The 20,320-nt window shown below is 42.5% G+C and carries 18 protein-coding genes and 1 tRNA gene; 13 read left to right on the top strand and 6 right to left on the bottom strand.

The genetic code is table 11. The features are described 5' to 3' along the window. Positions 1–174: 174 nt before the first annotated feature. Genes BLQ81_RS01380 through BLQ81_RS01395 form a run of 4 tightly spaced genes read left to right on the top strand, consistent with a single transcriptional unit; the run spans position 175 to position 2,524 of the window. A complete protein-coding gene (locus BLQ81_RS01380; protein WP_092728153.1) occupies positions 175–660 on the top strand; it encodes a GNAT family N-acetyltransferase in 486 nt (161 codons plus the stop codon). Further along, positions 657–1,265 (top strand): hypothetical protein, encoded by a 609-nt coding sequence (locus tag BLQ81_RS01385; RefSeq protein ID WP_092728154.1) that lies wholly within the window; start codon positions 657–659, stop codon positions 1,263–1,265. Before BLQ81_RS01380 ends, BLQ81_RS01385 begins: the two co-directional genes overlap by 4 nt. Before the next feature lie 41 nt (positions 1,266–1,306). After that, positions 1,307–2,194, top strand: coding sequence for an IS1595-like element ISAal1 family transposase (locus BLQ81_RS01390; protein WP_086558003.1), 888 nt, complete (start codon positions 1,307–1,309; stop codon positions 2,192–2,194). Positions 2,195–2,254: 60 nt separating this feature from the next. Further along, on the top strand, positions 2,255–2,524 hold the full coding sequence (locus BLQ81_RS01395) for a hypothetical protein (protein ID WP_092728155.1): 270 nt from the start codon (positions 2,255–2,257) through the stop codon (positions 2,522–2,524). On the opposite strand, the gene BLQ81_RS01400 is transcribed toward BLQ81_RS01395, so the two are convergent. Both BLQ81_RS01400 and BLQ81_RS01405 read right to left on the bottom strand, forming a co-directional pair. Further along, on the bottom strand, positions 2,505–3,035 hold the full coding sequence (locus BLQ81_RS01400) for a thermonuclease family protein (RefSeq protein ID WP_092728156.1): 531 nt from the start codon (positions 3,033–3,035) through the stop codon (positions 2,505–2,507). The genes BLQ81_RS01395 and BLQ81_RS01400 overlap by 20 nt on opposite strands. 220 nt (positions 3,036–3,255) lie before the next feature. Further along, positions 3,256–4,458: a site-specific integrase gene (locus BLQ81_RS01405; protein WP_092728157.1), complete on the bottom strand. Its 1,203-nt coding sequence runs from the start codon at positions 4,456–4,458 to the stop codon at positions 3,256–3,258. A 142-nt stretch (positions 4,459–4,600) separates the two neighbouring features. Here BLQ81_RS01405 and BLQ81_RS22160 point away from each other — a divergent pair. Further along, a tRNA-Leu gene (locus BLQ81_RS22160) sits at positions 4,601–4,678 on the top strand. 88 nt (positions 4,679–4,766) lie between these two features. Here BLQ81_RS22160 and BLQ81_RS01410 read toward each other — a convergent pair. From BLQ81_RS01410 to BLQ81_RS01420, 3 genes are all read right to left on the bottom strand, one after another. Then, a complete protein-coding gene (locus tag BLQ81_RS01410; RefSeq protein ID WP_092728196.1) occupies positions 4,767–5,234 on the bottom strand; it encodes a pyrophosphohydrolase domain-containing protein in 468 nt (155 codons plus the stop codon). An 83-nt stretch (positions 5,235–5,317) separates the two neighbouring features. Then, complete coding sequence (locus BLQ81_RS01415) at positions 5,318–6,088, bottom strand: hypothetical protein (RefSeq protein ID WP_245693119.1); 771 nt, start codon at positions 6,086–6,088, stop codon at positions 5,318–5,320. 181 nt (positions 6,089–6,269) lie between these two features. Then, complete coding sequence (locus tag BLQ81_RS01420; RefSeq protein ID WP_092728158.1) at positions 6,270–7,040, bottom strand: superoxide dismutase; 771 nt, start codon at positions 7,038–7,040, stop codon at positions 6,270–6,272. A gap of 183 nt (positions 7,041–7,223) precedes the next feature. Between BLQ81_RS01420 and dapF the strand changes: the two genes are divergently transcribed. The 8 genes from dapF to BLQ81_RS01460 all read left to right on the top strand — a co-directional run bounded on the left by dapF (position 7,224) and on the right by BLQ81_RS01460 (position 18,800). Further along, positions 7,224–7,997, top strand: a complete 774-nt coding sequence (gene dapF / locus BLQ81_RS01425) for a diaminopimelate epimerase (protein WP_092728159.1) — start codon at positions 7,224–7,226, stop codon at positions 7,995–7,997. Between the two features lie 98 nt (positions 7,998–8,095). Further along, positions 8,096–11,476: a preprotein translocase subunit SecA gene (gene secA / locus BLQ81_RS01430; protein ID WP_092728160.1), complete on the top strand. Its 3,381-nt coding sequence runs from the start codon at positions 8,096–8,098 to the stop codon at positions 11,474–11,476. A 100-nt stretch (positions 11,477–11,576) separates the two neighbouring features. Continuing rightward, entirely contained in the window at positions 11,577–12,119 is a 543-nt protein-coding gene (locus BLQ81_RS01435) for a hypothetical protein (protein ID WP_092728161.1), read from the top strand. Beyond that, positions 12,100–13,311, top strand: a complete 1,212-nt coding sequence (locus BLQ81_RS01440) for a M20 metallopeptidase family protein (RefSeq protein ID WP_092728162.1) — start codon at positions 12,100–12,102, stop codon at positions 13,309–13,311. Before BLQ81_RS01435 ends, BLQ81_RS01440 begins: the two co-directional genes overlap by 20 nt. Positions 13,312–13,350: 39 nt before the next feature. Then, positions 13,351–14,121, top strand: coding sequence for a S1/P1 nuclease (locus BLQ81_RS01445; RefSeq protein ID WP_092728163.1), 771 nt, complete (start codon positions 13,351–13,353; stop codon positions 14,119–14,121). 96 nt (positions 14,122–14,217) lie between these two features. Then, positions 14,218–14,868 carry a response regulator gene (locus BLQ81_RS01450; protein WP_092728164.1) on the top strand — a complete coding sequence of 217 codons (651 nt, stop codon included), beginning with the start codon at positions 14,218–14,220 and terminating at the stop codon, positions 14,866–14,868. 772 nt (positions 14,869–15,640) lie between these two features. After that, positions 15,641–16,930, top strand: coding sequence for a M20/M25/M40 family metallo-hydrolase (locus tag BLQ81_RS01455; RefSeq protein ID WP_092728165.1), 1,290 nt, complete (start codon positions 15,641–15,643; stop codon positions 16,928–16,930). 4 nt (positions 16,931–16,934) lie between these two features. Next, the gene (locus BLQ81_RS01460) at positions 16,935–18,800 is read left to right on the top strand and encodes an alpha-amylase family protein (protein WP_092728166.1); all 1,866 of its coding nucleotides are present in this window, start codon (positions 16,935–16,937) and stop codon (positions 18,798–18,800) included. 186 nt (positions 18,801–18,986) lie between these two features. Here the strand turns inward: BLQ81_RS01460 and BLQ81_RS01465 are convergent, their stop codons facing one another. Continuing rightward, positions 18,987–20,114, bottom strand: a complete 1,128-nt coding sequence (locus BLQ81_RS01465) for a Fic family protein (RefSeq protein WP_092728167.1) — start codon at positions 20,112–20,114, stop codon at positions 18,987–18,989. Positions 20,115–20,320 lie beyond the last annotated feature (206 nt).

The raw sequence follows: 20,320 nt of genomic DNA on the forward strand, positions 1-20,320 counted from the left end.
ATAGCAATGGGTTTTTCTAAGCCAGTTTCAATGCATAAGCTTTCGCCCATTCCAATAAGGCAATTCCTATTTTTCTAGCAAATCTGAACTGAACTATGGTTTTTCTTGAAATTCTATCGAAAAAATTTAATTTGCTTTGAAAAGCAATCAAAACTGATCCCAGAGTATTAAATTATGCTAGGTACTGAAATTGACTTTGCCAAATCCACAGATTTAGAGCAGATTGAATCACTTTTTTTGGAGATTATTGAATCAATTCCTTATTACAATGATCTAGCGAAAGAAAATGAAATCAAACGATACAAAAAAGTTGAGTTGGAATTCAAATTAGCAGAAGATCCATTTTCTATCATTTCAGCCAAGCAGGATGGGAAAGTTATTGGCTTTTGCTTTTCACGATTTGATGATTTTACCATATGGCTTGAGTGGTTCGGTATTAGCCCAAATCATCAAAGACAAGGCATAGCAAAACTTCTTCTTGAAAAACTTGATTTTTCGGCGGAAGCAAGAAAATGCCATAAAATATGGTGTGATACTAGGACAGAAAATAAAAGGTCTTCAGACGTACTCGAAAAGAATGGATTTAGTAAAATCGTAGAAATCAAAAACCATTGGTACGGACAAGACTTCTTCCTATGGCAAAAATTTATAAGTAAGTGAGATCATTTATTCAATACCTTTATAAGGTATTTCCCACATGGATTCAAATTTTTGCGACAATAGTCGGTTTTACCGCCTCGTTTATCTTTTTTCTGCCTAGCATTAAAATCGAAGGAGACCTTTCTAAACTGTCTATTTTAATCTTATGCTTAGTTCTAAGTACTATTATTGTTCTGGTTATTAAGCCAATCAATCAAACAATAGAGAACTTACCTTTGGATCAAATACTTTTTAACGATAGTTACTCAGCGAAAATATTATTTCCTTATCAAGAGAAATATTTAAAGCCTCTAAATAAAATTGCTAATTCCTATTACGGGAAATCTAGCGCAAGTAGTAAGTACATCAAAAGTTGGTACGAAAAAAACCCCTACTCTTTAGTTACGCTTGCAGACAAAAATAAAAACATAATTGGTTACTATGATATGCTTCCTCTTTCAGATGAATTTGCACATGAATTTATCAGTGGAAAAAAGGGCGAAAAGGATATTAGGGACACCCATATTTTGCCCGTAGAAGAAATGAGAAATGCTAATTTCATTTATTTTGCAGGCGTCGCAATTAAAGATCATCACACACAACAAAGTAAAATTTTTCTGAGGTAACCATTTAATTTCATATCTTTATCTATCATCAGACACAGAAAATGGACATTTATAAAGGACAGAGCCTCATAGAGTTTACTCAACGCTTCAAAACCGAAGAAGATTGTAAAAAATACCTGAGTGAACTGAAGTGGGATAAGGGATTTACATGCAGGAAGTGCGGCCACAAGGGCAGTCAAATCCGCAAAGACTTTTCCAGAACCTGCAACAAGTGCAGTGATACCGAAAGCCCCAGTGCAGACACCTTGTTCCACAAAGTCAAATTTGGTCTTTTGAAGGCGTTTTACATCTGTTTTGAAATGGCAACTACTACCAAAAGTCTTTCTGCTCTGCAGGTAGCTAAACGGTATACTGTTCGCCCTCAAACAGCCAGAATGTTTATGCACAAAGTGCGTGAGGCAATGAAATCCAGTGAATCCCAACCCCTTACTGGGACAGTGCATGTCGATGAATTTGTAGTTGGCGGCAAAGAAACAGGACATGTAGGTAGAGGGTACGGAGGAAAGAAGAAAAAGGTGGTCTGTGCAGTTGAATTGACTGATTCGGGGAAAGTGAAGCGGTTTTATGCCTTACAAATCAAGGATTTTTCAGCCAAATCATTGCGCCCGATCTTCGAAAGGCATATCTCAAAAGAGGCTCAGGTTACCACCGACGAATGGAAAGGATATCGTCCCATAGCAGAAGAGTATTCAATCAGTCAAATCCCAAGTAAGTTTGGTCTCAATTTCATCGCATTACACAACCTGATCCATCAAGTCAAATCATGGATCAGAACGACCTACTCCTGGGTAAGCAAAAAGCACATTGAAAGATACATGAATGAATATTCTTACCGAATTAATAGGTCTCAGTCTAAGGAAACCATATTCCACAACTTGATAAAAAGGATGGTTTCAGCAGATAAACTAGTTATCCCCTCGATTGTATGACACTAAATAGTCACCTCAGAAATTTTTTCTGGATACTTATTATATACTGCGTTTCTCTATTTGAAAAAATTTTATGATTTAAATCAAGACAAAACGATACTGGCTGTTTCTGCTACCGAAAGTGGAAAAAAGCTTTTAATGCACTTAGATTTTGATCTTGAGGATAATGCTATGAACAGAAAAGATAAGTTGGATTTATACTCCAAGAAGTTTAATCTTCAAAATCTTGAATCCAACCTAGAAAAAATCATCTTTTTTGGTGCAAAAATCGACTTGTCTGATTTTTCAAACTGTGAAGAAATATCTTTTATTACTCCAAGGTCGGCTTAGTTGGTTTTTTCTTTTTACGCCATTTCCAAGGTGGAATTTGATCCTTTTCAGGTAAAGCCCATAATCCTCTTTTTTCCAGCTTTGCCTCATCTTGGAGTAAATACAGATTGTGGTCATACACATATTCCGTATAAACCCAAGCAGCACCCTTTTGAACCATTTGGGCATTAATATCATGGTCATTCAAGTAAAGTGTCGCGACAACTCGACCATAGCGGTCAACATCATCCTCAATGACGGACACTTCTTTTAAGTAGACCAAATCAGATAAGATCTGTTTTGATTTTTGTCCGAAGGGTTGATTCTTTTCCGGTGCATCAATTTGGGAAAGACGGACTTTAATGTTTTTATTTTCATCCGTAAGAATTGTTACCGTATCCCCATCTTGTACGGCGACCACCTTCCCTGATACTTCATTGATCTGCTCAGGGTAAAGGTTAGAGAATGCAAAAAACAACCCTATACCAATAAGGGTCAGTAAGACATTTTTAGATTTTACAGAAATTTTCATGTGAGCATTACTCAGCTATCAGAATTGTATTGAAAGGTTTAAGGCTTGAAATCATCAGGATTATTGTTTTCTCCCTGAATGCGCCAGTTCCTTGCAACAGCGCACACAAAATAGCCCACCATTAAACCAAGATAAAAAACGGCGATATAGCCCCACATGATCCAATCCTTAAAAAGTTTCCAACATCATACGCACTTGATCCGAGTGGGGCAATAAAATTTCATTGCAAAACCTTATTCAAAGCATCATCCATGTCCTTATTGGAGAAATTGGACTGGTAGCCAATGGTCGTGGTGATATTGGAGTGCCTATACAGCTTTTGCAGGATTTGCACTGGAATTTTATCAGCCGATACTTGGGCAAAGCTGTGCCGTGAGACGTGCATGGTCAGTTTCTTATTTATCTTAAGATCGGTGGCGATGGTCTTCAGATAGGTATTGATACTGCGAACCTTGACCTTGATGTATTTCTGAACTTCAAATTCATCCTTAAGATCAGGCAGGGTTTTGAGAAACGGGAACACAAGATCATGTTGTGAAGTGTCATTTTTGTATTGGTCGATTAATGCCAGCGCCTTTTCAGGAACCTTGAGGCTATCCGTCTTACTGTTCTTACCCATGGTGTAATACAGTCTTCCATTTTGGAAATCTGACCATTTCATACGCAGTACGTCAGACACACGCATTCCAGCAAAGTAATAGGAAATCAGGTAAATATTACGGGCGTGGTGCTGTCCTATATTTGGGAGATCGGCGGTTTCAAGCATGGCAATCTCCTCTTTAGTCATTCCGACCTTCTTACTGTCAGGAAACTTGATACTGATTTTGCCTTTGCCAAACGGATAGTTTTTCAAATCAGCCGCTCCCGCTTGGATAGCTTGATTATAGATAGATCGGACAATAACCAAATGATTGACCACGGTGCGTTCGGTGATTTGCCGTGTGCCTTTCATCCAGGCTTGGAAGTTCCTTAAGAATGGAACCGTAATATCGCTAAAAGCAATATCCCCTCCTGCAAACTCTTTGACCCGTTCGATCTTAGGACTGTCATTATTATGGCGGTTGTATTTTCCAGATTTCTTGAGATTGTCCAGATAGATTTGAGCTTGCTTGAGGAATGTCCCTTCTTTTTCACCCGCAACAGATTTCTTTATGGATTTGGCGCTTGATCCTTTTTTCTGGGTTTCCAGTTCTATTACCTTGTCATTCGCCTCAGCCAGTTTGCTTAAGATGAGATTATTCAGCCTGGCTGAGTTTGGATGTGACTTTTTGACACAGGCTTTACCTTTGTCCCAGTCTTTATCGGCCAAATACTGCCCTGTGAAAATATAGGTTGATTGGCGGTCTTTTGTGATACGGATCGCAATCGGGTATTGCCCTTGGGCGTTTGGCTTTGGTCTGAGTACTGCTTTGATGGTTGCCATAAGGAAAAGAGTTTGGGCCTCTTTCCCAAAGTTACAACATTTAGGTACAACATAGGTACAACAAATGGCGGTTTTTCTTGATTTTATCTGTCTTGAGCTGGAATAAAAAGTGCCTATATTCCCTCAAAAGGCCACATTTAGAGCCATATGAAACCATAACAGACAAGACTTAAAATCTTGTGGGAGCAATCCCGTGCGGGTTCGATTCCCGCTCCTGGTACAATTGAAAAAAGCCTCGCAGGAATGCGGGGCTTTTTGAATTTTAGGGATAGTCAATTTAAATCGCGAATTACATTTGCTTGTCTTTTTTAATTCTCCAAAATTCCCTTCAAATCTGCAGGTGAATAACCAACAGACTTAAGCGTCTTGTGATCTCCTTCGCGAAAAACAAGGTATAAATCTCCTTCTTTTTCATAGAAACAAGGAGTGCCTTTGTCCTCATAATGTTTGACTGTGGCCATGGCTTCTTCTTCTGTACTGCAAGCCTTACTCATGTTGGAGCGCTGCACTTCGTCAAAAAGGGCTTTGAATTTTTCGCCCAAACCAAACTCCAGAATTGCTCCAGACAGAACGTATTGAAGGTCACATAGTGCATCGGCTATCTCCACAAGATCCTTATTATCAATCGCTTCTTCCAATTCCTTCAGCTCTTCTGCCAAAAGAGAAATGCGAAGATTACATCTGGTTTCTGAAGGAATTGTTGGCTTAGGAAGGACAGGGTGTTTAAAAGTTTCGTGAAAAAGCGCTACCGAGGTAAGTGACTTAGGATCTTGCATGGAATGAGCTGGTGTGATTTTAGCCTGAAATAAATGAAAAAGACCGGATTTTCCGGCCTTTTTCATTCTATAATAAAAGCTTTTTACCTTCTTCTCAGACTTACTGCAGTTTCCAAATTGCTTTCTATCTTAGAAAAAATGGCCGCATTTCCATCTGGGCTGATTGGGCTGATTTCAATCCTTCCATCTCCATTTGAATCTTTTGCAGTTGCGAAGTCAATGCCTGCAAAGAGTTTGTCCATTTCAAAAACCAACACAACTTCTGAATTTTGATTCACTTCCACCCCTACTGAGGTTTTAGAGGCTGCTTTGATGACTTTTTCGGATTCTGTCCAAAACTGACTCAGTTTTCCGTTGATCTGGCCAGTGATCAAAATGGATTTTTGAAACATGGGATCGTTGGCTGTAGCTTCGGTATTTTTATAAAGTTTGAATGTGGCCTCGGTATAGTTTCCTTCTGGTGTATTTCCCTCACCTATTAGACTAAATTGGGATTTGCCAGCGGATATGATAACATTGGACTTTTTAGCAGAAGCAGTTTTTTGAAGACCAGCATTTAGGATAGTTTTTGATTTTAGATTTCCAAGACTAATGCCTGCGCTCAAATCTGCCTTTGCAAAATACTTCATCTCAACATTTTGTGTTCCAACTGTGAAGTTGCTTACAGTGAAAGCCCCTATAGTCACCCTTGCATTGCTTAAGGTTGAGGTTGAAGTGGAAGCTGTAGCTGTCATTTTAGCTTGCGTTTGAGGATCAGTGATTACATCATCATCTTTTTCTCCACATGAACTTAGATAGAATCCACTGGTTAACATTAAACTCAACAGTGCGAACTTTTTCAATACTTTTTTCATAGAACTGTAATTTGATTTCGAAGGCGCTAATACAATTGGAATGCCAACTGCCAAAAAGAAGCTGACTTTGGATAAATATGGGCTTTTTGCTAAAAAAAAAGGATGCAATCCTTTAGACTTTTAATAGTATGGGCTAGAAATAATAAAAGGAAGCCTTGTGACTTCCTTGATATTCAAAAATTTATAAATCGACTGTTTTCACTGATTTTTCGAATCGCCCAGCTACTGCACCCCAGTTGACCAATTTCCAAAAAGCAGATACATAATCCGGTCTTCTGTTTTGATAATTCAAATAATAAGCATGTTCCCAAACATCAAGTCCTAAAATAGGAATACCCTTTATTTCGGCCAGATCCATTAGTGGATTATCCTGATTTGGAGTGGAACTCACCACCAATTTGCTACCTGACTGTACAACAAGCCACGCCCATCCTGATCCGAATCGGGTTTTGGCGGCAGTTTCAAATTGGGTCACAAAATTATCATAGCTTCCAAAAGATGAAGTAATGGCATTCATAAGCTTTCCTTGAGGTTTTCCTCCGGCATTAGGAGCCATGATGCTCCAGAATAGCTCATGATTGTAATGTCCCCCGCCGTTGTTTCGCATCTTTACCGAATATTTGGAGATGTTAGCGAGAACATTTTCCAGAGGCTTGGATGTATCTACACCTTCTTCTTTTGCAGCATCAACTAGGTTTGAGGCATAAGCTGCTGCATGTTTGGTGTAGTGGATTTCCATAGTCTTGGCATCTATATGCGGCTGCAGTGCCGTATAATCATAGGCTAAGGGAGTTTGGGCAAATCCGGTTAAAAAAATTCCGGCAGAAGTTCCTTTTGCTGAGGTGCAGGAGCTTGCTAATATCCCTGTTCCTACCATCCCCACTACAAGCCCTGCTTTGGTGGTACTAGCTAAAAATTCTCTTCGCGAATTGATCTTATCTGGTGCTTTCATAGCTGTTAAACCTGATAATGGTCTGTTGAGTTCTAATTTGGAGTAAGGAAACTAGGCATAATATGACTTTTTTGAAATTGAGGATCAGACATTAAGTCAGATTTTGTGTCAAGATGGTTAAGTTTACAGTCCATTAGCTCCTTGGTTGAGTTTTTGACAAATAGCCGATGAATTTAACATTTCATGGATATCACCTTTTATAAATATCAGGGCACAGGAAATGATTTTGTTATGATCGATGATCGTGACGAATCTTTTGATCTTCAAAATCTTGATCAGGTCAGTAGGCTTTGTGACCGTAGGTTTGGGATCGGGGCAGATGGATTGATTGCCATTCGGAATCATCCGGACTTTGATTTTGAAATGATCTACTTCAATGCTGATGGAAGTCAAAGCATGTGCGGAAACGGTGCCCGCTGTGCAGCAGCTTTCTCGGCATTTTTGGGAATTGTGGGCCAAAAAACCAAATTTCTGGCCATAGATGGCCCACACGAGGCTGTTTTGGTCAATGATCAAGTAGAATTGCTAATGGGTGACGTGAAAGGAATTGATGCCAAATTGGGCGATTTCTTTGTAAATACCGGTTCCCCCCATCATATCCGATTTGTGGAAAAAGTAGTCGAATATCCGGTTTTTGAAGAAGGAAGAACTGTAAGGTTCGATGCCGCATATTCTCCAGGAGGCACGAATGTGAATTTTGTCCAGCCTTTAGCAAATGACGAAGTATTCGTTCGTACCTATGAAAGAGGAGTTGAGGACGAAACTCTTTCCTGTGGGACAGGAGTTACCGCGGCAGCTTTAGTTTATGGCTCTCAAAATGGGCAAAATCATGTTAAAATCAGTACTCCCGGGGGAAAACTTTCTGTCAAATTTCAGTCTAATCCTGATGGAAGTTTCAGCAAAATCTGGCTTATCGGACCGGCAGTGCAAGTTTTCTCGGGAAAAATTACAATCTAAATCTTTTTTTCAGGCAAGAGGTCTGATTGAAGACGTATTATCAATTCTAACAAAAACGGCTTATTTTTAAGCCCCCAATCGGGAATTTATAGAAAGACATGCTAGATTTTATTGCAAAGGGACTGGCCAAAGTTTTTGGCACCAAATCCGACAGAGATATTAAAGAACTCCTTCCAAAAGTCACCACGATCAACCTGGCATTTGAGGCGTTGAAAGGACTGAGTGACGATCAATTGAGAAGTAAAACTCAGGAAATCAAAGGAATTATCAATGACAGGCTGAAGCCAATTGATGATAAAATTGCGGAGATCAGAGTTCAAATTGATGCTTTACCCACGCAATCTATTCATGAAAAGGATCAACTTTTCAATGAAATAGATAAACTGGAAAAGGAACGCGATGAGGAACTTGAAAAAGTTCTTGAAGAGGTGTTACCACAGGCCTTTGCTGTAGTAAAGGAAACAGCCAGAAGATTTAAGGAAAACGGAAAACTCGTAGTGACGGCCTCCATGCGGGACCGTGAACTGGCAGTGATCAAGAAAAATGTAGAAATCCAAGGCGATGAGGCAACTTGGCACAACAGGTGGTTGGCTGCCGGTACCGAAGTCATTTGGGACATGGTGCACTATGATGTGCAGCTTATAGGTGGGATGGTGCTTCACAAAGGGAAAATTGCCGAAATGGCGACCGGTGAAGGAAAGACCTTGGTTTCAACACTCCCCGCTTTCTTAAATGCCCTTGCAGGACGTGGAGTTCATATCGTAACGGTCAACGATTACCTCGCCAAGCGTGACTCCGAATGGAATGCCCCACTTTTTGAATTCCACGGATTGACCGTGGATTGCATTGATAAATACCAGCCAAATTCACCGGGCAGAAAGAAGGCGTATGCTTCAGATATTGTCTATGGAACCAACAACGAGTTTGGCTTTGATTACCTGAGAGATAACATGGCCCGCGAGGCTGGAGATTTGGTTCAGGGCAAGCACCATTTTGCCATGGTCGACGAAGTTGACTCCGTATTGATTGATGATGCAAGGACACCATTGATTATTTCAGGCCCGGTACCGCGTGGAGATGTGCATGAATTTGATGACATGAAACCCCGTGTGGCTGCTTTGGTGGATGAGCAGCGGAAGTTGGTCCAGGGATTTTTGTCCAATGCCAAAAAATTAATTTCTGAAGGAAATGAAAAGGAAGGCGGTCTGTCACTTTTTAGGGCTTTTCGAGGAATGCCCAAGTATAAGCCTTTGATCAAATATCTTTCAGAACCGGGGATCCGGGTAATTCTTCAGAAAACTGAAAACTTTTACCTCCAGGACAACAAGCGAAATATGCCGGAAGCGGATGACCCGCTTTTGTTTACCATTGAGGAGAAAACGAATGTGGTTGATCTCACCGATCGTGGGATCGAGACCATGACTACCAAAAATGAGAATCCAAGCTTCTTTATCCTTCCGGATATTGGAGTAGAGATTGCTGAATTGGAAAAATCAACCGAAATCGATGATAAAGAAAAGCTGATTCGAAAGGAAGAAGTGATCAAAGATTACGGGGTAAAAGCGCAGCGTATACACACTGTAAACCAGCTTCTGAAAGCATATTGCATGTTTGAGCGGGACACAGAATACATCATTGTCGAGGGGAAAATCAAAATCGTAGACGAGCAAACAGGCCGTGTGATGGAAGGGCGCCGTTATTCTGACGGTTTGCATCAGGCGATCGAAGCCAAAGAGAATGTAAAAGTAGAGGATGCGACGCAGACCTATGCTACGATTACACTCCAGAACTACTTCAGAATGTACCATAAGCTAGCCGGTATGACCGGTACGGCGGAGACTGAGGCAGGGGAATTTTGGGAAATTTACAAGCTTGACGTGGTCGTAATTCCGACCAACAGGGCCATTGTAAGAAAGGACAGTGAGGACATGGTTTACAAAACCGTTCGGGAAAAGTTCAATGCTGTCACGGATGAAATAAATAAACTAGTTGCTGCCGGAAGACCTGTTTTGGTGGGTACTACTTCGGTGGAAATCTCCGAAGTACTCAGCCGAATGCTGACTTTGAAAAAAATTCCACATCAGGTACTGAATGCAAAACAGCACGCCAGAGAGGCGGATATTGTAGCTGAAGCCGGAAAATCAGGAACTGTGACCATAGCTACCAACATGGCAGGGCGAGGTACAGACATTAAATTGTCTCCGGAGTCCCGGGCAGCAGGGGGATTGGCAATCATCGGTACCGAGCGACATGAGTCGCGTCGTGTCGACCGTCAGCTTCGTGGTCGTTCCGGTCGTCAGGGAGATGTAGGGTCGTCTCAGTTTTTTGTTTCGTTGGAGGATAGTCTGATGCGACTTTTCGGATCCGAGCGTATCGCCAAATTGATGGACCGCATGGGACTCGAAGAGGGCGAAGTGATTCAGCACAGCATGATCACCAAGTCCATTGAGCGCGCTCAGCGTAAAGTGGAGGAAAACAACTTTGGGACCCGTAAGCGACTATTGGAATATGACGATGTGATGAACTCGCAGCGTGAAGTGGTCTACAAGCGGAGAAGAAACGCCCTGAAGGGGGACAGACTGGAGCTCGATATTCTAAACATTCTCTTCGATGTGTGCGAAAGCCTAATTGAAATGGGTAAATCGACAGAGGATCCGGAAAACCTCAGAATGAACATTTTCACCACACTTGGAGTGGATTACCAGATTTCTGAGAATGACCTTAAGTCTAAAGATACCGGTAAATTGACGCAGGAGCTGTACACAGTAGCTTTTGAAAATTACCTAAAGAAAAACAGGATAATCAGCGAGACTGCTCTTCCGATTTTCAAAAGAGTACAGGAGGAGCGAGGTGCCACAGTTAAGGATATAATGGTGCCAATCTCCGATGGACTCAAGCAGATTGGGGTGGTTTGTAATCTGGATACAACCATTCAAACTGAAGGTAGGGAGCTGATCAGATCGATCGAAAAGAACGTCTCATTGGCCATAATTGACCAAAATTGGAAAGAGCATCTCCGAGACATGGATGATCTGAAACAGTCTGTTCAAAATGCTGTTTATGAGCAAAAAGATCCCCTTTTGATCTACAAGTTTGAAGCTTTCGAAATGTTCAAGCGTTTTATAGGCAAGCTGAATGAGGACATGGTTTCCTTCCTTTCCCGTGCGGATCTGCCAAAACAAGACCCTGCACAAGTTCAGCAGGCACAAACTTACCGTGCACCTGAGCCAAAGCTTCAAACCTCAAAAGCAGATGTGGCAAGCTCTTTGAACCCGGGTGCTAATCGGGCTGCAGCTATTGCCGCTCAATCCGGCAGACCAGCCCCACAGGTAGTTGCCCCAAGAAAGGTTGAAAAGACTTTTGGCAGGAATGATAAAGTTGCCGTTCAATACACGGACGGCACTAAGAAGACGGATGTAAAATTTAAAAGTGTCGAGCAAGACCTAGCAGATGGTAAATGTGTCCTTATTGATAACTAAGATGAAATCAAGCATGACCCTGCAGTGTCACACAGAGGAATGATTATCTCTCATGCGAGATTCCATGTGGCCTTTAAAAAACAAAAAATAAACACATGAAATGAGAAAAATCTGGATAGTTGGGCTTTTCGCTTTAATTTGTGGTTGTAAAATTATCAGACCTTCCTCTGATGGCGGAGCAGTTGCTTATTCCAGCTATCAAGAAGACCTAAGTGGATCTTTACCGCAATTTCCTGACTATCGTACTGCAACTGTCGATGTTTCCAGTTCCAGTTCACCCACATCGGTTCGGGCTGTCGATACAGATCTGGATGAAGTTCAACGAAGATTTGCTCAAAAGAATCGGTCTGAAGCGCATTTTAACGGATACACTGTGCTGGTTTTTTCTGGAATTGACCGAAATCAAGCCTTCAAAACCCAGGATGATCTGAGGATTTACTTTTCAGATCTTACGTCCGAAATGCAGTATGAACAACCCAGGTATTTTGTCAAAGTAGGTCAGTTTACCTTTAAAATTGAAGCCCAAAAAGTCTTCTCGCGATTAAAAGGACAATTTCCATCCGCGCGCATTATCCAGGACAGATTTCAGCGGAAGGAATACATGACTCCATCATCCAATCAAAATGCTCCTATCCCAGATTAAATCGTTGGCAAAGGCCTACAAAGAAGAAGTAATTTCCAACCGTCGTCACCTACATGCGAATCCTGAACTTTCTTTCAAGGAATTCAAGACTGCGGAATTTGTGGAGACAAAACTGAAGGAAATCGGGATTACTGAAATTGACAAAAAAGCGACAACAGGCTGGAGTGCTTTAATAAAAGGCAAAAATCCAGATAAAAAAGTCATTGCCCTTCGCGCAGATATGGACGCTTTGCCGATTATCGAAGCAAATGATGTTCCCTATAAATCCAAAAATCTTGGGGTGATGCATGCCTGTGGACATGATGCCCATACGGCCTCACTATTGGGTGCGGCGAAAATTCTTCATGAAATAAAGGATCAGTTTGAAGGAACGATCAAGCTTATTTTTCAACCTGGAGAGGAATTGGTGCCTGGTGGAGCCTCTTTGATGATTAAGGACGGAGTGCTTCAAAATCCCCGACCAGACGGAATCTTAGGTCAACACGTCATGCCATTTATTCCTGCCGGGAAAGTTGGATTTCGGCCCGGATTGTATATGGCAAGTACCGATGAACTCTATATCACAGTGAATGGAAAGGGTGGACATGGTGCCATGCCGGAAACTTTTATTGATCCAGTATTGATTGCATCTCACATGATCGTCGCGCTACAGCAGATCGTCAGCCGAGTAGCCAATCCTAAAATTCCTTCTGTTCTTTCCTTTGGCCGTGTGGAAGCGCTAGGCGCAACCAATGTGATACCTAACGAAGTCAAAATTCAGGGAACTTTCAGGACCTTGGATGAGGCATGGAGGTCAAAAGCCCACGAAAAAATGCTTCAAATTGCGCGTGGTATTGTGGAAGGGATGGGAGGTCAACTTGATTTCGAAATTCGGAAAGGTTACCCTTTTCTTAAAAATGAACCGGAATTGACCGCCCGATCGATGGATGCAGCCAGAGAATATCTGGGAGAAGAAAATGTGTTGGACTTGGATATTTGGATGGCAGCAGAAGATTTCGCTTTCTATTCTCAGGAGATTGACGGATGCTTCTACCGACTAGGTACCCGAAACGAAGCCCGGGGAATCATCTCCGGAGTTCATACTCCTACCTTTGATATCGAGGAAGATGCGCTGGAAATCGGTGCCGGGTTGATGGCTTGGTTAGCTGTCTCCGAGCTGTCCAAAGGAAAATCTTTACCTAACTTACGTTGACTGGCGAAGGCTTACCTTCGTTTTTTTAATTACCAAAAAATGAAATACTTCAAATCGATTACGCTCACCCTCCTGTTTAGTTTGATGATTTCTCAGGCATTTGCTTGGGGTCAGATTGGGCACTACTTGATCGGCTATATGGCCGAAAAGCAATTGAAAAAATCTACCCGAAAGAAAGTCGAAAGAATTCTCTATCCGATGTCTTTGGGACGAAGTGGGACTTGGATGGACGAAATCAGGTCTGACCGATCTTATGATTTTGCGACTACCTGGCATTACTTAAACTCCAAAAACGGAGAATATGACCCATCAACACAAGAAAAAGGGGGAGATGCTTTTGAGGCGATCCAGCGAATCAAGAAGGAATTAAAAGCAGGTGGACTGGATCCAAAAACTGAAGCCGAAAAACTAAAAATGCTGATTCACATGGTGGAGGATATCCATCAGCCGCTTCACGTGGGCACAGGTGATGATAAGGGTGGAAATGATGTAAAGATCGAGTTTTTCAATCAGCCCACAAATCTTCATGCGCTTTGGGATAGTGGTATGATCGATCGTCAGGGCATGAGTTACACTGAAATCGGCAATGAGCTGTATCGAAGACTTTCTCCGGAGATGAAAGCAACATACCGATCTGCAACCATGGAGGATTGGCTCAAGGAAGCGGTCAGTTATCGCCCGATGGTGTATAACCTTCCGGAGAATAAGCGCATCAGTTATCAGTACATGTATGACAATTACAGTATTGCCGAAGAACGTATGATTGCGGCTAGCGTCAGGCTTGCTCAAATTTTGGAAGAAATTTATTAAAGCATAAAAACTTTTTTTAAACGGATTTTGTCTCTTGGGAAGATGAAAGCCGTTTTTTTATTTTGGGTTTGAGTATTTTCATTTTTTACCAACCTTATGTCTATAAAAATCGCCATTGCCGAGGACAACAGCTTTTTGTTGAAAGCCATTCTGGACAAGCTCGGTATTTATCCAGAAATCGAAGTGAAGAGCCATGGGTTTAACGGCCTGGAGCTTTTGGAAAAACTGGAAAAAGATTCAAATGTCCATTTGATCCTCATGGATATCGAGATGCCTAAGCTGAACGGGATTGAGACAGTGGAAAAAATCTCTCAAAAATATCCTCAGATTAAAATCATCATGTTGACCGTTTTCGACAACGACGAAAATATTTTTCGGGCAATTCAGGCCGGGGCAAACGGATATTTTCTCAAAGAAGTAGATCCGCCGACATTATATCAGGGAATACGGGACACCTTGGATGGAGGAGCGGCGATGACTCCCTCCATTGCTTTGAAAACTTTGAAACTGCTGAGAAATCCCCCGCATTTTGAGGAGAAGAGAGAAGAAATTTCCTTGACAACCCGAGAAATCGAGATTTTAGAACAAACCTCGAAAGGCCTCAATTACAATCAGATTGGAGAAAATCTATTCATTTCTCCGAAAACTGTCCGGAAGCATCTGGAAAATATCTACCAAAAACTCCAAGTGCACAGCAAGCTGGAAGCGGTACAAAAGGCTGTGAAGAATCGGATTATTGAGGGATAAGATGTGGACATGTTCTGAATTGATTTAAAGACTCGTTACCAAACAGATCGCCCCTTCAGGGCTCTGGTTAGTTCGTACAATTGGATACCCCAAATTGAATTTGGGGCTGATACTGAGCGCGCCTTCAGCGCTTGGATTTAACATTCAAAAGGAGCATAAATGCCAACGGCACACTCTATAATAGACCAAAATTCAATTCTAGGTAAATACTATAGGAGTAGATATTAGAGTGCTTAAGGTAAGACCTGAAATGAAAAATTTAATATAAATCGCCCCTTCAGGGCTCTGGTTAGGCCGGATATTTGGGGCTTGTACAGGACTCGCTTTCAGCGATTTGAACCGATGATTGGGAAAAATATTATGAAGGAGGCCAAGTGCTAACGGCACGCTCTGTAAAAGCCCTGAATTCAATTCTGGGTAAACAAGATGGAATCAGGTTTCAGAGTGCTGAAGGCACGATCTTTAATAAAAATTACAATTTAGGTCGCCCCTTCAGGGCTCTGTTAATCCAAATATTTAGATACCCCAAATTTAATTTGGGGCAGGTAAAGGAAGCACCTTCAGCGCTTGGATTAACTATTCAGATGGAGCCTAAGTGCCAACGGCTCGTCCTATAAAAGCCCAGAATTCAATTCTGGGTAAATAAGATGGTATCAGGTTTCAGAATGCTGAAAGCACGGCCTATATTAAAAATCGGCTAAACAAATTTTTCATTTCATTCCAAATCGGGTTTCCTGTTGTCCCCTCCCACATTTTCACCTAATTTCCGCTTATGAAAAAATCCGCCCTACTTCTAATTTTGGTCTTTGTGTCAATCTTCTCTTTTGCACAGCAAAAACTTACTAAAGACGAGCAAAAACTCATCGAGCTGATCGATAAAAACTACAAAGAAACCCTAGCTCTGCTGGAGGAAGTTATCAACATCAATTCCGGTTCCCTCAACAAAGAAGGAGTACGGGAGGTTGGTCGGGTTTTCGAACGGGAATTTCAAAAAATCGGCTTCCAGACCGAATGGATCGAACTCCCAGCGGAGGTAAATCGAGCCGGGCATTTTGTAGCTAGCCGAAAAGGAACAAAAGGTAAAAAGCTTTTTTTGATTGGGCATTTGGACACAGTTTTTGAGAAAGACATGCCTTTCTCTCCTTTCACTTACCTAAACGACAGCACTGCCACCGGACAAGGGGCAAATGATATGAAGGGAGGGAACGTTTTGGTTTTGGCCAGCCTGAAGGCCATGCATCAACTGGGTCTTTTGGACGATCGGACCATTACAGTCTATTTCAATGGGGATGAAGAAAGTACCGGGAATGCCGAACTTTCGCGCAAGGACTTTATCGAGCGTGCCAAGCTTCATGATATTGCCTTGGGCTATGAGACTGCGCAAGGATTCTCCACAGCCACTGTAGCGCGCAGAGGAGCGAGTGGTTGGATTTTGAAGACCACAGGAAGACAAGCTCATTCAAGTGGAGTATTCAGGGAAGGCGTGGGCTATGGAGCGATCTATGAGGCAGCTCGAATTCTTACTGAATTTCAGGAGACCCTGTCAGGAGAACAATACCTGACTTTCAACCCTGGGCAATTCATCGGAGGATCGGATGTAAGCTTAAATGAAGTCAGCGGAGCCGGAACCGCTCTTGGAAAGACCAATATCGTAGCCCGCGAGGCTATAGTAACGGGAGACCTACGCTTTTTAGGGGAAGCTCAAAAAGAGGCTGCGCGGGCAAAGATGCGCGAAATTGTAGCCAAAAACCTGAATCAAACCCAAGCCGAAATCCTATTTACAGACGGAATCCCTTCCATGGCTCCGACTGAAGGGAATTATGCATTGGCAGAAGCCCTAAACAAGGTCAGTATGGATATGGGCTTGGGACCCGTGAAGCCAGGAGATCCCGGAAGTAGAGGTGCAGGTGACATTTCCTATGTTGCAGACTTCATGGATTGCCTTGACGGCTTAGGTGCCTCCGGTACCGGAGCCCATGCACCTGGAGAGACAATTAACATGAAGCAGTTCCCGGATTTGATCAAAAGAAATACGATTTTACTGTATCGATTGACACGATAAGCTGATGAAGAAATTATTAACAGCAGCAGTATTGCTTGCGACGGTTTTTTCCTGTCAAAAGCAATCGCCCGAACCTAGCGAAAACTCAGCCATGAAACATCAAAAAATCGTTGTATATCAGGTTTTTACCCGACTTTTTGGCAATACGAATACTACCAACAAGCCCTGGGGAACCAAGGAAGAAAATGGCGTCGGAAAGTTTAACGACTTCTCGGATACTGCTTTGGAAGAAATCAAAAAGCTAGGCGTTTCTCACATCTGGTACACTGGGGTGCCGCATCATGGCGTGATTGGATCATTTCCGGAGATTGGCGTTAGTTCGGACGACCCAGATGTGATCAAAGGCCGTGCGGGTTCCCCCTATGCCGTCCGGGATTATTATCAGGTCAATCCCGATTTGGCAGTGGATGTGACCAGGCGGATGGAGGAATTTGAAGCCTTGGTCGCACGCACCCACACCCATGGGATGAAGGTGATCATTGATATCGTGCCCAATCATGTTTCCCGACTTTATGAAGGGAAAAACAACCCGGAAGGAGTTAGCGACTTTGGAGCAAATGATGACAAAACCGTCGAATACGACAAAAACAACAACTTCTACTACATCCCCGGAGAGGCATTTCAAGTACCTAAAGCAAAAAACAAATACAAGCCTTTGGGTGGGGAAAAGCATCCACTAGCAGATGGGAAATTCGAAGAAAACCCAGCCAAATGGACAGGAAACGGATCTAGAAAAGCCCAGCCGGACTTCTATGATTGGTATGAAACGGTCAAGATCAATTATGGTGTAAGCCCCGACGGTCAAAAAGATTTTGACGAATTGCCTGCCGGGGCAGATTCTTTGGACTGGAAAGCGCATTATAATTTCTGGAAAGGGAGAGACGTGCCGGATTCCTGGATAAAGTTTAAGGACATCACGCAGTTTTGGCTTGGAAAAGGAGTAGACGGATTTCGCTTTGATATGGCCGAGATGGTGCCGGTCGAATTTTGGTCTTACCTCAATTCCCACATCAAAAACACCAATCCCGAGGCTTTCCTTTTGGCTGAGGTCTATAATCCAAGCCAGTACCGAGACTATATCCTCAAAGGCAAAATGGATTACCTCTACGATAAGGTGGAGCTCTACGATACGCTGAAGCATATCATCCAAGGTCACGGATCCGCGGATAATTTGGTTCCAATCCTAGCAGGCCTGAAAGACATCGAGCACCATATGCTGCACTTCTTGGAAAATCACGACGAGCAGCGCATCGCAAGTCCTGAGTTTGCCGGAAATCCCTGGAAAGCCATGCCCGCTATGGTGGTGTCAGCGACTGTTTCTACTTCTCCGACGATGATCTATTTTGGTCAGGAAGTGGGGGAACCCGGGGCAGAACTAGCGGGTTTTGGGCAACCTAGTCGGACTTCGATTTTCGATTACATCGGAGTACCGCAGCATCAGAAGTGGATGAATGGAGGCAAATTTGACGGAGGACAGCTTTCAGATAATGAAAAAGCACTTCGGAATTATTATTCTGAAGTCCTGAATTTCACTCGAAACAGTCCCGCATTAATGGGTGAATATCTGGAGCTCCACACCTTCAATCGTCATGAAAACCCAATCTATGGCAACAAAGCTTTTGCATTTGCCCGCTGGGACCAAAGCCAAAAACTGATCGTGGTGACTAACTTTGATGAGCTTCAAGGAATCAAAACTACGCTGAAACTTTCTCCCGAACTCCTCAAAGCATGGAATCTGGAAAAAGGTGAGCGGGAGATTCAGGAAGTGATGTTTGGAAAAAAGAAGACGAAGCTGCGTGTAACAGATGCAGGTGCTGAAATCGATTTGGACTTTGGGCCTTGGGAGTCGGCGGTGTTTGAGATTAAATGATAATTTCCCGCAGATTTTCACAGAAAAAGACACAGGATTTCGCGGATCTGCTTTTATAGGTTTCTCAACGCCGAGAACCTATCCATTGGATTTGCAATTCAAAAACACTCTTTTTTTAAGTTAAAAAAATCATGAGATAAGACCTCGGAATTGAAAATTTCTCTGCGGCTTTGCGGTAAATTTTATCTAACTCCCCAATATCCGATACAGCTCCAAATTCAAATAGTAATCTCCTCCACTGATTTTTCGCTTTTCGCAAATTCCCAAGTCAACCAACTGATTCAGATATTGCCTGGCCGTATTTTCTGCATACAGCTTTTTATCCACCAAGTGCTTGACTTTGGTAAAGGGTTGGGTGAAAATCGCCTCCAACAAGGACTCTGGCCTCGCGATGCTGGTCTCTTTTTCCAAGACTTGAAGAATAGCTTCCTTGGCATTGAGAATATCGGTGATCTTTTGGAAGGTGTCCAATGAGGTTTCCTCGATTCCCCTGAAAATAAAAAGAAACCAATCTTTCCAAGCTGCGCGCTGGGTCACTCCGGCCAAATTAGTATAGTACTGCTCCTTTTCTCTCAGAATGTACTTGCTCAGATACAAGATCGGTAAGTCCAATAGTCCGCTATGGACTAGGTAGTGAATATTGAAAATCCTGCCTGTTCGCCCATTTCCATCCCGAAAGGGGTGAATGGCCTCAAACTGAAGGTGCGCAATGGCCACTTTGATCAGCGGATCGATTTCAGGCTTTTGAAAATCATTGACAAACGTGATCAGGTTGTCCATCAATTCCTCCAAGACTCCTTCACCACGAGGCGGAGTGTAGATAGGTTTTCCTGCATTGGGACCTGAACCGCCTTGTCGAATGTAAGTCTGGGCAAAGGGCTTTCGCAAGCCGTCATTGAATTGCGTGGTAGTGCGATAAACCAGTTCAAAATAGCTCAAATCGAAATTCCCTTTCTCTGTCAAGTATTGATGCCCGGTCCAAATTGACTCCCGATACCTCAACACCTCTTTAGCAGGGCCTTTGATCTGGTTTGCCTCATCGCTGAATGCCTTATACAGTTCATCGTCTGTGGTGAAGATGTGCTCGATCTCACTGGAGGCCTTAGCTTCCTGCAAACTGATCGTGTTCACCAAAATCCCCTGATTGGGTATGGCGATGCTTCGACCCTGAAGCTTTCCCAATGCAGCCTTTGCTTTTCCCAATCCTTCAAATACATCCAAGTCCCTATAAAACGATGCATCAATTGGCAACTTGGGAAGATTATTCCATGGGATTGTTCGGTCTGGGTTGATTCGGTAGCGTTGATCTGACATTAAAATATTTAATTTTTAATGTAAGGTAAGAAAATTGGCATTAAACGCAAGGCCTAAATCAGTATTTGACATTAAAATATTTGAAATTTAATGTCAATAGGGGTTTTTGATCTTTCTGTTAAGGTCAAAAACTGAGCCCACCTCAATTTTTCAATTTTTTAAGGTCAAAATAGAATTTCAGGATTTGCCCTGATTTCTCCATTTTG

This window comes from Algoriphagus alkaliphilus, from assembly GCF_900103735.1.
In the GTDB taxonomy this organism is placed as follows: Bacteria; Bacteroidota; Bacteroidia; order Cytophagales; family Cyclobacteriaceae; genus Algoriphagus; species Algoriphagus alkaliphilus.